Annotated in this window: 12 protein-coding genes; 2 read left to right on the forward strand and 10 right to left on the reverse strand. The window is 43.3% G+C overall.

What is annotated here, in order from left to right; all coding sequences use genetic code 11:
- Positions 1–303: 303 nt before the first annotated feature.
- From E2K93_RS00295 to pnp, 3 genes are all read right to left on the reverse strand, one after another.
- Positions 304–1,773 carry a hypothetical protein gene (locus E2K93_RS00295; protein WP_189637816.1) on the reverse strand — a complete coding sequence of 490 codons (1,470 nt, stop codon included), beginning with the start codon at positions 1,771–1,773 and terminating at the stop codon, positions 304–306.
- Between the two features lie 42 nt (positions 1,774–1,815).
- The gene (nlpI, locus tag E2K93_RS00300; protein ID WP_189637817.1) at positions 1,816–2,703 is read right to left on the reverse strand and encodes a lipoprotein NlpI; all 888 of its coding nucleotides are present in this window, start codon (positions 2,701–2,703) and stop codon (positions 1,816–1,818) included.
- Positions 2,704–2,882: 179 nt separating this feature from the next.
- Positions 2,883–4,991 (reverse strand): polyribonucleotide nucleotidyltransferase, encoded by a 2,109-nt coding sequence (gene pnp, locus E2K93_RS00305; protein ID WP_135437168.1) that lies wholly within the window; start codon positions 4,989–4,991, stop codon positions 2,883–2,885.
- 827 nt (positions 4,992–5,818) lie between these two features.
- Here pnp and E2K93_RS00310 point away from each other — a divergent pair.
- Positions 5,819–7,156: an aminotransferase class V-fold PLP-dependent enzyme gene (locus tag E2K93_RS00310; protein WP_135437169.1), complete on the forward strand. Its 1,338-nt coding sequence runs from the start codon at positions 5,819–5,821 to the stop codon at positions 7,154–7,156.
- A 207-nt stretch (positions 7,157–7,363) separates the two neighbouring features.
- Positions 7,364–8,425 (forward strand): DUF1254 domain-containing protein, encoded by a 1,062-nt coding sequence (locus tag E2K93_RS00315; RefSeq protein WP_135437170.1) that lies wholly within the window; start codon positions 7,364–7,366, stop codon positions 8,423–8,425.
- Between the two features lie 101 nt (positions 8,426–8,526).
- On the opposite strand, the gene E2K93_RS00320 is transcribed toward E2K93_RS00315, so the two are convergent.
- The 7 genes from E2K93_RS00320 to E2K93_RS00355 form a co-directional block, all read right to left on the reverse strand.
- Complete coding sequence (locus tag E2K93_RS00320; protein ID WP_189637818.1) at positions 8,527–9,039, reverse strand: serine hydrolase; 513 nt, start codon at positions 9,037–9,039, stop codon at positions 8,527–8,529.
- Positions 9,026–9,250 (reverse strand): serine hydrolase, encoded by a 225-nt coding sequence (locus E2K93_RS00325; RefSeq protein ID WP_135437172.1) that lies wholly within the window; start codon positions 9,248–9,250, stop codon positions 9,026–9,028. The genes E2K93_RS00320 and E2K93_RS00325 overlap by 14 nt, the downstream gene beginning before the upstream one ends.
- Before the next feature lie 568 nt (positions 9,251–9,818).
- Complete coding sequence (locus tag E2K93_RS00335; protein ID WP_135437174.1) at positions 9,819–11,255, reverse strand: BatD family protein; 1,437 nt, start codon at positions 11,253–11,255, stop codon at positions 9,819–9,821.
- Positions 11,242–11,916: a tetratricopeptide repeat protein gene (locus E2K93_RS00340; RefSeq protein WP_135437175.1), complete on the reverse strand. Its 675-nt coding sequence runs from the start codon at positions 11,914–11,916 to the stop codon at positions 11,242–11,244. Before E2K93_RS00340 ends, E2K93_RS00335 begins: the two co-directional genes overlap by 14 nt.
- Positions 11,910–12,899, reverse strand: coding sequence for a vWA domain-containing protein (locus tag E2K93_RS00345; RefSeq protein WP_135437176.1), 990 nt, complete (start codon positions 12,897–12,899; stop codon positions 11,910–11,912). Before E2K93_RS00345 ends, E2K93_RS00340 begins: the two co-directional genes overlap by 7 nt.
- A complete protein-coding gene (locus E2K93_RS00350) occupies positions 12,899–13,951 on the reverse strand; it encodes a vWA domain-containing protein (protein WP_135437177.1) in 1,053 nt (350 codons plus the stop codon). The genes E2K93_RS00345 and E2K93_RS00350 overlap by 1 nt, the downstream gene beginning before the upstream one ends.
- The gene (locus E2K93_RS00355) at positions 13,944–14,447 is read right to left on the reverse strand and encodes a DUF4381 domain-containing protein (RefSeq protein ID WP_135437178.1); all 504 of its coding nucleotides are present in this window, start codon (positions 14,445–14,447) and stop codon (positions 13,944–13,946) included. Before E2K93_RS00355 ends, E2K93_RS00350 begins: the two co-directional genes overlap by 8 nt.
- Positions 14,448–14,455 lie beyond the last annotated feature (8 nt).

Genomic DNA, 14,455 nt, shown 5'->3' on the forward strand with positions numbered 1-14,455 from the left:
CGATTAAATAACGTTTTATGAAATGAAATATTAAGGAACAGTATGTCATTATTCTCTTGGTTCACTTCGAACCGAAATGAAGTGCATACGACATTCACCAGTAGCGAGCGCCAACGAAAGTTGGCAATAAACAATAAGTCGATGTGGCCTGTAGCTAGGGTAAACTACGTACACTCGAAGTATCAGGCTCACAGTCTGTCAGAAGGTGAACTGATTGACTCAGAACCGAGTATAAAATCGGTAAAATAGCAAAATAGTCGCTTAGGCGACTATTTTTTTGGCCAAAAAAAGACCTATCCTTGGCTAGTCATGAGCCGCATCAAACCAAGTTTTCGCTTTAGATGATTGCCCTTGCGACATCAGATAACGCCCCATATTAACGTGAAATGATGGCATCAATTTTTTATCTGATGCCTGCTCAAATACCTGCATATATGATTCTGGTAACGGTTTTTCAAAATACTCCAGACTCGATAATCCATAAATGGGTTTAAAACTGCTGGCAGAGTGGTATTGACATGTACGGCTGGGAAACAAACCTATTTGGTTTTTAAACTCTGCCGGCGTCCCCAGGTGATGTTGGCCATTAACGGGATGTGTAACAGGTGTCGATGCTTGAATCAGTGAATACCAAGGTAGTTGCTTTGCCAAAAAAGCTCGAGCGTCTTGATCGCTGGCAAATACGCGGCGGGTTAAATTGACAACATTATGGGCGATCGCCCCCTCCTCATCACAGGCAGCATGGTTAATAGGCAAAGGATATTCGTCAATAAAGCCGAGAAAATGACTGAGTTCATGGGCTAATACTTGGCTACTATCGCCAGCATCAACAAACACCATGCCGTGATTAACATTGGCAATGCCCTTATCCGTCATGACACCGATATAGCGAATCGCCTTAGGCTGTGCCTGTAACAACGCCTCATCAAACTGACATTGAATTCTAAGGGTTGCATTATTGGTGCAGTTTAGCCACTGAGGCGCGGTGTACTGTGGTTCTAGTAAACAAAACTGCTGTTGATAAAAAGGCTCTAGTTGCGCCATCATCTGCTTAAGCGTTCGTAATTTAGTTAAAGAGTCGGCAAAAAACTGTATTGGATAACGGCATTGCTGAGTAACACTTGTCGCATCAGTCAATGTGTCTATGGGCTGGGTACTTTGCGCTAAATGCGTATATTGCTGACCTGCTTCGGGTTTCAATAACACCGCGTGGTTAGCGTCTATCACCTTAAAGCGAATAAGTTCAGCAATAAGGGAAGCAGGGATCATTGCGTGACGTTTTTCTAATAACGAGGCTATCGTCGAAAAATCACCCGCTGCGACCGCCCACTCTAGCATCAGCACGGCGATTTGTTGCGCCTGTTTATGCGCTTCTGGGCTGGCAGTTTTATTGACAAATGCGACTAATCGTAACTTGGCAAGTGCTTTTTGGTATTGACCGCGGTCTGCTAATTGTTCCGCCTGTACTATGATTGCCTGTTTATTGCCTTGCTTTAAGGCCAAATCAAAATAGTAATCTTGCTCTCTTGTTTTGCCAATCGACTGGTAATAACGACTTAATTGCAATGCATAATGCCCATCGCTACGGGCCAAATTGCGTGCTAATGTCAGCCAATGACTTGAATACTCAGCTACCCGAGTAATGGCAATGCGTTGCGCTTCGACAACCCTTAACGTTAATGCCTGTTGCAGTTGCGCTTGATTATAGTTGTTATATTGCAGGCGCTGTTGCAAATAATCATGCACAGAAAAAGAGCTTGTCGTTAACGACAAGCTCAATACTAAACAAATCAGATAATACCACCGAGACATAAATTAAGGTGCGCTAAGTTGCGCCTCAATAAGGTCGAGCTCTAATTCCGCATACCTATGTTCAATAAACTCGTAAACATTGGTGCTTAACGCCAATTTAAAATAATCAGCAGAGGTATTTGGACGATCAACTAATTGATTGTATTTACCTAAATAAAAATACGCTTCACACAAGCGATCAATTAATTGTTTATGATCAGACACCCCAACAGAGACTGTTTGAATCAGCTCCTGTTCATTGATGTCGCCTAAAAACAAGCGCAAAATATTATTTGCCCAACTGTTATGATCTAGGCCATCTAGGTGTTGTCTCAGGTTGGCTTTTGCCAATTCTGGATCAATTTCATATTCAACCAAATACAACCAAGCGATTCGATAAGGATCATTTTGTTGTTGCAATTGAAAACGTTGCAGATCAGCCAACGCTTGTTGTGGTCGCTTACCATAATACAAGGCGATGCCACGATTCAAATACGCGTATTCATGATTCATATCCAGTTCAATGGCCGAATCAAAGGCATCGTAAGCCTCAACGAAATTTTGCCGCTGCGTATGGTGAATTCCCATAAAATTGTACGCGTCAACTAAATCAGGCTGCAAACGCAGCGCGCGTTGAAAATCAAAACTGGCTAAGCCGCGCAGACCGACGCTATCGTAAATCACACCGCGATCGTAAAACAACTTGGCACGTTGTTCTTGGGTAATCTCCATTTTGGTTAAAATTTCCGTTAACCTAGCCAATGCCAACTCACTTTGTGGATTAACAGGTAGCGGTTTTGCAATCAGTACTTTTGCTTGTGAATAAGACGCAGCGGATTGGTCTGTTGTGGTCGAACATGCGCTTAGCCCTAATACAGCCAAACTGGTGAAAATAGCGAGGGAAAATTTCACAGAGAGTCCTAAGATATTGAAATTAATATAATCAATTAGGGTTAAGTATATCGCAATGGCTGACAAACACAAAAGCACGATAGCTTTTAAACAATTAAATTAAGCCAACTGGATAAAAATACATCAGGCAAAAAAAATGCCGGTCATTGACCGGCATTTTTGCTAATGATTGTTAACCATTACTCAGCTGAATCGCCTTTAACGTCAACTTCTTTCATGCTTAAACGAACACGGCCTTGACGGTCAACTTCAAGTACTTTAACCGTAACTTCTTGACCTTCAGACAAGTGATCTGACACATTGTTCACACGCTCTTCAGCAATTTGTGAGATATGTACAAGACCATCTTTACCAGGTAATACATTTACGAATGCACCAAAGTCAACGATGCGTACAACTTTACCCGTGTACAACTTGCCTACTTCGATTTCAGCGGTAATCGCTTCGATACGAGAGATAGCGTCTTTCGCTTGTTCACCAGATGTTGCTGCAATGCGAACCGTACCATCATCTTCAATTTCGATGGTTGTGCCAGTCTCTTCTGTCAATTGACGGATGGTTGCACCACCTTTACCGATAACATCACGGATCTTATCTGAATCAATTTTCATGGTGTGGATACGCGGAGCGAAATCAGAGATATCATCACGAGCTTCGCTGATCGCTTCATCCATAACACTTAGGATATGAATACGCGCGCCTTTTGCCTGATTAAGGGCAATTTGCATGATCTCTTGCGTAATACCTTCGATCTTAATATCCATTTGCAATGCAGTGATACCACCTTGAGTACCAGCAACTTTAAAGTCCATGTCACCCAAGTGATCTTCGTCACCTAGGATGTCAGAAAGAACAACAAAGTTCTCACCTTCTTTAACAAGACCCATTGCGATACCAGCGACAGAATCTTTAATAGGTACACCAGCATCCATAAGTGCTAATGACGTACCACATACTGATGCCATTGATGATGAACCATTTGATTCGGTGATTTCAGAAACCACACGAACTGAGTATGGGAAATCTTCTGCATCAGGCATAACAGCCAAGATACCGCGCTTTGCTAAACGACCGTGACCAATCTCACGACGCTTAGGTGAACCGATAAAACCAGTTTCACCAACACAGTATGGAGGGAAGTTGTAGTGCAACATAAAGTTGTCAGTCTTCTCACCCAAAATGGTTTCTACACGTTGAGCGTCACGTTGTGTACCCAAGGTCGCTGTTACTAGTGCCTGAGTTTCACCACGGGTAAATACCGCAGAACCGTGCGTACGAGGAAGAACACCAGTCATTACGTCAAGCGCACGAACCATTTCTGGATCACGGCCATCAATACGAGGAGCACCTTGTGTAATGCGCTCACGTACGATTTTCTTCTCTAGATCGTGAATTAAGTCTTTGGCATCACCGGCATCAAACTCTTCGCCTTCAGCAACATTGGCTGAAAGTTGTTCAATAACGCGGTTTTTGATTTCACCAATCGCATCGTAACGTTTGGCTTTTTCAGTAATTTGGTAAGCGTCAGTAATATCAGCTGTCGCTAATTCTGCGATTTGAGCAACAAGTGCTTCATTTTTCGCAGGTGCTTGCCAGTCCCATGCAGGGTTGTTTACTTCAGCAGCAAACTCTTTAATTGCATTGATAGCAGTTTGTGATTGCTCATGACCGTATACAACAGCGCCTAGCATGACTTCTTCAGAAAGCACGTCGGCTTCTGATTCAACCATTAGTACTGCAGATTCAGTACCGGCAACAACCAAGTCTAATTTGCTTTCTTCAAGTTCTGATTGAAGTGGGTTCAATACGTATTGATCGTTAACGTAACCAACTCGAGCGGCACCTACAGGGCCATTAAAAGGCATACCTGAAATAGCTAGCGCCGCAGACGTACCTAGAAGTGAAATGATATCAGGGGCAATTTCTGGGTTAGCAGAAACAACAGTGATAACCACTTGTACTTCGTTGGTGTAGCCGTCAGGGAATAGAGGACGAATTGGACGGTCAATAAGACGTGCAGTTAATGTTTCTTCTTCAGAAGGACGACCTTCACGTTTGAAGAAACCACCAGGAATTTTACCTGCTGCGTATGTTTTTTCTTGATAGTTTACTGTTAGTGGGAAGAAGTCTTGACCAGGTACTGCTTCTTTTTTACCTACTACAGAGACTAGTACGCTCGTGTCGTCCATTGATGCCATTACAGCAGCCGTTGCTTGACGAGCAATAACACCTGTTTCCAGTGTTACTTTATGCTGTCCGAATTCAAATGTTTTCGTGATCGGAGTCATTGATTTTCCTTAGTATTATAGAGCCCTTGCTCTAAGTTCTATTTCATATTTAATTTCGCGCACTATTATACCCAATTAATTCTCTATTGCTACTATATAGCGTATGAATTTTGTGATCCTTTAGTGACATTTTGATTCGCCTAAACTTAACAAAAAAAGTTAATAAATTAGTTACTTACCGTGCTTTCAATTCTGTCTCTAATAAGATCACTGTGGTTGCACCGCTATTTTTTACATTATGTTGCATTGCTGGTAAGTAAAGTACACTGCCGGTTGCAACCTGCAACACCTGTGTTTTACCGTCGTGGTTAATCAACGTAAGCTCACCACCGGCCAACACATATACGGTTCAGTTTGGGTGTTGGTGACTATGCATCCCTGATTCACTATGAGGTGGATAAGTTAATCGAATGACTTCTACTTTTTCGTTGTCTAACAGTATTTCTTTTTGCTTTTTTGAGATCCGTTGCATTCGCTACAAACGATAAGATAACGGACAAGATGGCAATAACCGTAGATACTCTTTTCATTTTTCGCTCCGATTGTTATTTTTCTGTTCATTCTTTTCTAACATCAAAAGCAAAGCAGCTGCAAGTTTGCTGACATAGCTCGGCGATAAAACTGTGGTCTCATAATTTACAGCCACTGCATGTTATTAAAGCTAACAATTTCAAGGCACTGCCTTTTGCGCAAATTGGTAGAACCGATGTTTGTCTCCTACACTTATGCCATCATTTGCGCCTTCCAGGTGCCATTTTTCTCATCGCATAAGTCGGTTAGGCTTATCACAGCCACAACCGATTAACTCAGCTACAATAGGGATCATTATGTTACGTCGTCAATTTATTAGCCGAATGGCTGCCATTTTTGGCGGCAGCGTGCTATCAACTCAAGCACTATCAAAGGCCGCTCTATCGAGTACCTCAGCGTCTACCAGCAATGCCTTAGCCGCCGCAGCAACATCGATCAGCCCAGGGGATTGGCAAGCGTTAAGAAAACTCTTCCCGTTAACCCATGACTACGTACAACTGTCGACATTTCTATTAGCGTCGCACCCCAAACCTGTCGCTGACGCGATCGCCGAACATCGCAAAGGGCTAGATGAAAATCCGTCCGATTATTGGCACGACAGGTTTCTCACCGTAGATCAAGACATCGCCAAAAGCGCTGCAAATTATATGGGTGGCAAAGCAGAAAATATCGCCCTTACCGATAGCACAACCATGGGCCTTGGTACCATGTATAACGCCCTTGCGCTCGACTCGGGCGACGAAATACTGCAGACAACCCATGATCATTATTCAACGGATATGTCGTTAGCATTTGCGGCAAAACGTGCAGGTGCGAGCATTAAACGCATTGATTTATATGACGATCCTGCCAAAACCAGCACCAAAGATGTGTTGCAGCGATTACGAGATGGCATAGGCTCAGAGACAAAAGTTATCGCCGTAACTTGGGTACATTCTTGTACCGGCGTAAAACTGCCCATCAGAGCAATGGCAAACACCATTGCCCAAGCGAACAAACAACGACGCAGTGATAAACAAATTCTATTTTGTGTAGATGGCGTACACGGTTTTGGTATCGAAGATGAAAACATCGACGAGCTAGGCTGTGACTTTTTTGTTGCTGGTACCCATAAATGGATTTTTGGTCCACGGGGTACAGGTGTTATCTGGGGTAACGATAAAGCCTGGCAAATGACCGCGCCGGTGATCCCAAGCTTTAGTGAGTCTTATGATGTCTGGTTAGGATTAACCGAACAGGACAAAGTGTGGAAAGGCCAACATATGACGCCAGGTGGCTTTCATTCTTTTGAACATCGATGGGCTCTACCTAAAGCGTTTGAACTGCATATGCAATTGGGTAAAGCCAATGTGCAAAAACGGATACATCAACTCAATACACAAACCAAACAAGGGCTGGCAAAAATGAAACATGTCAAGCTCTACACACCAATGTCCAGCAGCTTATCATCTGGTCTGGTGGTATTTGATGTTGACGGCTTACCAGCGGAGCAAGTGGTTAAAAAACTCCATGATAAAGGCATTATAATGAGCGCAACCCCCTATCGTAATAGTTATTCGAGATTTGCGCCGTCATTAATCAATAACGAAAATGAGATCGAAGCAGCCCTTGCCGAGATCGCCCGTTTAGCCTAAATCTAAATTCCTTCCTATAATCTAAATAGCATGTCTAAGGTGATATACGAAATACGTATATCACCTATAAGAATTGGTAATTGGTAATAAAAACCAGCTCTATTAAAATGACAACCAATCAGCAAACGGTCAAAAATCGAACGATGTAGTTTTGACTATAAAGCACCCTTTGAACCAGTTTTTAAATTAAGATAATCGGACTCTGTTATGAAAAAATTAGTATTGGCAACAGCAATCAGCCTTAGCTTTCTAACCGTACCAGCAATGGCAGCAACAACAGCCACCAGCTTAGATAATTTCTTTACCAAAGATGGTGTCGTCGTTGATGAAAATAACTACCCTGTGATGGAAACATCGCGTCAAATGTTGAAGAATCAAGACTTAGTAGGCGTTAATAACCTATTGCATAAGCGCGAATTAACCCCAACAGACAAGCAACCTGTTGTGCGAATGAATCGCGATACCTATTACTCAATGGCATTGGTTGATGTATCTAAAGGGGCGACCATTACCCTACCTGAAATCCCAGACGGTAAATACATGTCATTAGAAGTGGTTACCGAAGATCACCGTGTTCAAGCGATGAAATATGGCGCGGGTACCTACAACCTAACAACTCATAGCGGCGAACACGTCTATCTTATCGTGCGCTTAGATGCCACATTCACTAAAGACGAAGTACGCAAGTATCAAGATCAAATCAGCATCAGTGCTAACTCAAACAACAAGTTTGATGCCGTTGCTGTAGATAAGGCATCATTCGATAAAACTGAAGATGCATTGAAAGCACAAGCGCCATTAATGCTTAAAGAAAACCCATTGGATGCGACGTTCGGCATGTTTACCGACCCACGTGATGATTCAAAAGAGATGTTTACCAAGCAAAAATACGCTGTTGGTGCAGCTGTTGGTTGGGGTGGTGCTCAATTACGCGATAACATTTATGAGCTATCGCCAAATTTTGCCGATGATAAATGCTATCAAATGACCTTTGAGGATCCTCAAAACGATGCATTTTGGTCTATCACGGTTTACGACCAAAAAGGTTTTATGTTCAAAGATCTAGCGAACATCAGCTCAAATACTGCGACAGCTAACGAAGACGGTACGTATACGGTAAGCTTTGGTTGCGGTGCAGACGCACCAAACAACTTGGAAATTGACAACCCAACGGGCAAGTTCAATATGGCTGCGCGTCACTATATTCCAAGCAAGAAGGTACGCGATGAAGGCTACCGTTTATTACCCTTCTTTAAAGAAGTAAAGTAATACTGACACACACTGTCCATTAGACACACAGTAAAAAAGGCTTTGAATCTCAGGTTCAAAGCCTTTTTCGTGTAATGATGTTTTTTGTGCACTGCTGCGCTTTATTGTTGTTCGGTAAATGCTTGCAGAATATCTTGATATAGCATCGCAAAGTCAGCATAAGACGCCGTTTTAATATTTGCATTGATGGCGATCACCATATCAAGCTCAGGAAAAACGGCAACAAAGCGTTGTGCTCCGCAAGACACACCCCAATGATTTATATTGCGAGCCAAACCAACACCGTCGACTTGCCACTCACGATAACGCCAACCAAGCGCATAGTTTTGCTCATACACCTCACCACTGTCCAATCTTTGCGGTTTAGAAAACTCGCGGCGAACCTGTTCTGACAAATAGTCATTATTCAAATGCACAAGTCCCATTCGTACCAGATCCGAAGACGTTGCGGAAAATCCACCACCGGGTAAGCGATGCGATAAGTCGACCGCTCGCCAAGGGGTGATTTGATGTTGACCATTCACAACACGATTTAAATACGAGGTGGTAATATTATCGGAGCCATCACTGCTGTTTGGCGCAACAATCGTTGAGTGCATATTATTGGGCGACAAAACCTGATCGTTGATTATCGACAAGAACCGCCAATGCGGTTGCGGTAATCGCTTTTGAAGTAATGCCAATTCGGTAAATGGTGTCTGGGGTGGCTTGAATGTCACGTTGCAGATTAGCCCAGCGTATTGCTCCTGCCCACACTAATTTGTCATTGACACCAATCGCAATCGAATAAGAGGTTGCGTCAATTAATGCGCGTCGACTCTGCATCGCTTTTAAAGTTTGATTTGCGGCATCTTTATAGCGAGGGTCTTACAATGATTGCGAAACAGGCGCATCAGTCGGTACGTTCAGCCATTGCCACGTCAGCACGGGCACCACCCCGCCGATGACTGTAAAAGTCATAAAGGGGTTTGCCCAAATAAACAAACACAGCGATAAACAATAAAGCCAACCATTTGAATTTATGTTTGATTACCACGTTATTAGCCTGTTCCCTAGTTGGTTTGTTTTCACATAATGTAGAGCATAAAAAAGATTGCCCGTGTTTATTATTCTGCGTGGTTAACAGCGTTATTTAACCCCAAGCGTTTAGAAAAAACAGTGATGATATTAGCTAGCTAGCCTTAGCTTTCTGCATCAGATAATGCATAGGTTGGCCATGCCATAGGCAAAGGCACTGGCACTGGCACAGGCACAGGCCAATAACCACAAAACGAGAAGTGCCTAAATGATGAAATGCTTAAACGAACAAATGCCGGAACGAGAAAACGCTCAAACCGAATAGTCCGATTTGAGCGTTTTAGATAAATTGAAATTATGCCGCCGTAGGCTGCGACTATTTATGAGGGTTTAATTTCATTGAAAATTTAAAACCTTTATTACCAGCCCTATCATTGGTTTGATTGGCACTAAGTACCGCCTGTAACAGCAAATCGATATCCTCTTGGCTTATATCACCTTGCGCTGCCTCAGCGCTGGTTTTAACCCCGCTTTGTGCACCATTTTTAGCATAAGCTTTTGCTTGCAGCTTTTGTAAAACAGTTAAGGCTTGACCTGATAAACAAGATGATAAGTCGCTGGCATTACCCTGCGCTTGATTAAGGCGATACAATACATCAACGGCACGTTGATAGTCGCTGCGGTTGCAGTGCATAGTAAAGTCTTTAGCCGCCTGTTTTCGAGTCACGTAATAGGAATGTTTATCGGATTCAAGCAACGCATGGCGATGCACTATCAGTTGTCTAATGCAGGCGATAGTAAAAGCAACAACCAGAAGTCCATATAGCCACGCAACGTTAAAATCGGCAATGAGGTCAGCCTGTTCACCGTTTACGTTGGCATCGTTTGCTGCACTTTTGACAGTAAACACGCGCTCAGAATCACCAACCACAACGGTTTGCTCAGCAATGACCTCTGTTTGCAAGCTATCGGTTTTTAAGTCCCACCAACTAATACGTTGCTCTGGAAACACATAGCTGCCCTGTTGTTGCAAAATGTAGGTTACTTGTTGGCTTCTTGTGGCAATATTAAACTTTTTAAAGCGCTGGAATTCGTCCTCATCAACCACTGGTTTGACGTATTTTTCTGTTGCTGGCAGCTCTTCAATGACAATTTTAGGCAGCATCAAAACATGTTGCTTCTCTGCCGACAACGTATACGTAAAGGTAACTGCAGAGCCTGGGCTGAGCGACTTTTGTTTATCTATATTGCTACTAACCGTAAAACTCACTTTTGGGCTGGCCATTACGGTTTGTCCCTTACTTTCAAGGTTTTTATCGGTAACCTGAAATGACGGTGATGGTGTCTTTAACACACGGGTTTGCAATTGACCTTGCTCATCTCGTAGCTCGGCATTTACAGTGATACTTGGTAAGCGAAAGTCACCAGATTCAAGCGGATAAACAATGACATTGCGACGTTGTACATTCCAAGTTTCACCATCAACCTGTGCAATCGTAGACTGCGCAGCGCCACTAGGTTGGATAACAACACTGCCTTCGATATCTATGTATGATACTGAAAAGTCTTGGGCAAACGGCATTTGACTGCGCAACTCAATCTCAAATACCACTTGTTGCGTGGCAACTAAAGGTTGCTCAGTCTTTTGGCTAACCGCGACGGTTACCTCGTCTTGACTTTCGAATGCCTGTACTTGATTAGACAGCGTCATCAAAAACAAACAAATCACCGCGAATAACGACATAACAAACGCTTTAGCAAATACGTTAGCGAAGCCATTAACACGGCGCTGAAATAAACTACTTACTGGCATTGATGTATTCCTGTTGAAACTTTTTACGTAAAAACTTTTCCGGATTGGTTTGCACTTGCTTAAGCCACAAACTGTCCGACATCACTCGCTGCCCCGCCCCTTGGCTTTGCATCTTTTTATTGCTGCCCTTTTTCTCGGTATCTATCTCATCGGTATCTATCGCTTTAGGTTTACCAGGTTTCGCATTAGCTAAGATTTTTTCTAATATCTGCAGGTTCTCTTCTGCGCCAGGATAATCAGCTTGCGTTTGTAACACCTGCTTATACAGTGAGATGGCTTTGACGATATTACCCATATATGCATGAGCACTGGCTTCGCTAAATCTGGCATCAACGCCATCCAGTTGAGCGAACATAGTTTGTGCTAGGTCATACTCACCGGCAACGAAATAACTGTATGCCGCCCACCGTTTATCGGCAAATACCGTTGCAGCTTGCTCTGCTTTACCTTGCTGTAGATAAAGTGCCGCTTGCTGATCTCGGCTAAGCCATAAATTCATAAAACCTTGCGGGCTTAGGTAAATGGCGAGACCAAGCATTAACACCAGACCCGCAATTATGGCGGTTTTATGTTTCTGGTAAGCCGAATATAAGTTTACGCTGACACGCTTTATGGTATTAAACCATCGTGGTGTTGCAGCCAATGTTTTTGTATTTACCATTGCATTGTCCACCCACGTCGAAACCAAAGCGCCTGTAACGGCAATAACACAAACAACAACCAATACCCTTCGTCGTGCCATGGTTGCGCCGAATCATCACTGGCAAATAGATTGTTTTCGATATTATTAATAACCGTGTCGACATCGTCACCATTGTGAGTAAATGGCACCATACGTCCGTGACCGGTGTCCGCCAATTGTTGCAGCTGTTGCAGCTGTTGACTTGATAAACCATTAGCCGCAGGCAAGCCACTGTCGGGATTCTCGGCAATAGCCCAAACCAATAATTGATGTTGTTGCTCACTGAAAAACGATTTAAATTGATTTACCGCGTCTGAATCGGTCTTATCGGTTAACAGTAATACCGTAGATGCCGTTGTTGTTTGCTTGAGCAAACTCGCCAAAGGTTTCAGTGTCGAGCTTTGCTGTGGCGCTTTATCCGGCAACAAGTCGGTATCAAGCACATCCAGAAAATGTCGGATCATTTGCCTATCTTTAGTAATTGGCATGGCAATATGCGCGGTTCCTGAGTACACCACCAGCGCAGTTTTCGCGTCACCACGTTGGTCGAGCAAGGCATTAATTTTTTGTTTCGCGCGCAATAGGCGGCTCGGTTGCAAATCGGTCGATTGCATCGAACTGGAAACATCCAATGCAATGATCAGTACCGACTCATCGACAAAAAACTCTGTAGCTTGCTTTTTCCACGCAGGTCCTGCCATAACTAACGTAGACACCACTGCGAACACCGCAAACAAACGTTTTGGCGTAAACATACGTTGTTGCGTTTCATCGATGCTTAAGTGGCGGATCATCTTGTCAGACATAACACCACGCCATTTAGTCAAAGAATCATCTTTTGCGACAACAAAACGATAAAACAAAAACAAAGGGATTAATGACAGTAACCATAATGGGCGAATAAAATGGAAGTCACTCAAATAACCCAAACCTAATTCTTGCATAACAGCTATAGGGTTCATTACTGGCCTCCTTTTACAACAGTGCTTGGTTCAGTCTTTGGCTCATTGTCTGACTCATTAATCAGTGGCAATGCTTTCCTGCCGATTAATTTAACGGCAAATAACATAACGATAACCAGCAAATTGGCGACAAAATAAATCGCAAAAGCGAGATGATGCAAACTGTGCCTTGGTCGATAAGACAGAGTCTCATATTGCTGCTTTTCCAAATCATTAATCTGTTGATAAGCCTGCTGCAACTCTTGGCGATTAATCGCGGTAAAACTTTGTCCACCACTGGCTTTGGCAACCTTTTCAAGTGTTTGTAGATCCATTTCATATTCACCTTCATTACTCGGATCGCCAACAGCTATGGTGTATATTTTAATATCATGCTTAGCAGCAATTTGGGCGGCCTTAATAGGCGGCATTTTTGAGCCTGTATCCGCGCCATCGGTGAGCAAAATCAATACTCGTTGTTTGCTTTTTTGTTGTTCGAATACCGCAATCGTTAAGCCTATGGCATCACCAAAGGCGGTTTGATAGCCTGCGTAACCGAGTTGTGATTGATTCAATAAGTCCTGCCAAGTTGCAATATCATCGGTAAATGGTGCTTGCAGGTAGGCAGCGTCAGCAAACAAAATAAGCCCTAAGCGGTCATGCTTACGTTGCTGCGCAAAATCATTTAACACCTGTTTCGCGGCGCTAAGACGATCAATTTTTTGCCCTTGTTGATCTACAAAATCTTGCTCTTGCATTGAACCAGATAAGTCCAACGCCACCATAATTTCTCGCGCTGACTTTTTTTGCTCTATCGGCTCACCAACCCACTCAGGTTGCGCAATGGCGCTAATCAATGCAACCCAGCCTAACAACAATAGAAACTGCTGTAATCGACGTCGAAGCAGCTTAACGGCACCTTTTTTAGGGGTTTCTCCGGATACTTTTACCAAGCGAGCGAAGTACGGCACATGAACCGAGGCTCTTTGTTCTTTATATTCTGGCAATAACCAATAAACCAACACGGGAATAGGCAATAACAACCAGGCTAATGGATGCGCGAACTCAATCATATTGCCCCCTATGGTGTTTTATCCAATGTGCGATGTGTGCTTTTAATGCGCGAAATTCGTTATCCGCCATGGTCTTGCTCTCGGCGTACGATAACTGTGCTAATTGCGCTGTGTAGTGCTGAGCAAATTGACTGCCTTGGCACTGGTTATCTAACCATAGTGCCCATTCTTTACCGACATGAGCCGTCACGTCGGTGCGAGGAAAACCGTATAAGGCGGTTTTACGCAACAACAAAGGCAATAGAGCCAATTGCTCTGGGTTATTACCGAGCTGCTGTAATTTAGCTAAGGCTGCCCGTCGATAAGCATTTTGAACATAACGTCGTAGGTGCAAATAGCAACGATAAACAATCGCTGCGATGGCCATAAACAGTAACAATTTCCAGCCTAGGGTTTGCGGAAACCAACTAATGTCTGCAGGAACAGGAATATCGTTAAGACCGTCAAGCATCGGTTGTGCTTGACCTGACGTCGATGCTGATAATAAAAGAAACATATTCAATA

Source organism: Thalassotalea sp. HSM 43, from assembly GCF_004752005.1.
Taxonomy (GTDB): domain Bacteria; phylum Pseudomonadota; class Gammaproteobacteria; order Enterobacterales; family Alteromonadaceae; genus Thalassotalea_A.

Bases quoted from the DNA above. Each gene is read 5' to 3' on its own strand.
- E2K93_RS00340 (WP_135437175.1), bottom strand. From the start codon at position 11,916: ATGGTAAATACAAAAACATTGGCTGCAACACCACGATGGTTTAATACC.
- E2K93_RS00350 (WP_135437177.1), bottom strand. From the start codon at position 13,951: ATGATTGAGTTCGCGCATCCATTAGCCTGGTTGTTATTGCCTATTCCC.
- E2K93_RS00345 (WP_135437176.1), bottom strand. From the start codon at position 12,899: ATGAACCCTATAGCTGTTATGCAAGAATTAGGTTTGGGTTATTTGAGT.
- pnp (WP_135437168.1), bottom strand. From the start codon at position 4,991: ATGACTCCGATCACGAAAACATTTGAATTCGGACAGCATAAAGTAACA.
- E2K93_RS00335 (WP_135437174.1), bottom strand. From the start codon at position 11,255: ATGCCAGTAAGTAGTTTATTTCAGCGCCGTGTTAATGGCTTCGCTAAC.
- E2K93_RS00315 (WP_135437170.1), top strand. From the start codon at position 7,364: ATGAAAAAATTAGTATTGGCAACAGCAATCAGCCTTAGCTTTCTAACC.
- E2K93_RS00355 (WP_135437178.1), bottom strand. From the start codon at position 14,447: ATGTTTCTTTTATTATCAGCATCGACGTCAGGTCAAGCACAACCGATG.
- E2K93_RS00325 (WP_135437172.1), bottom strand. From the start codon at position 9,250: ATGCAGAGTCGACGCGCATTAATTGACGCAACCTCTTATTCGATTGCG.
- E2K93_RS00310 (WP_135437169.1), top strand. From the start codon at position 5,819: ATGTTACGTCGTCAATTTATTAGCCGAATGGCTGCCATTTTTGGCGGC.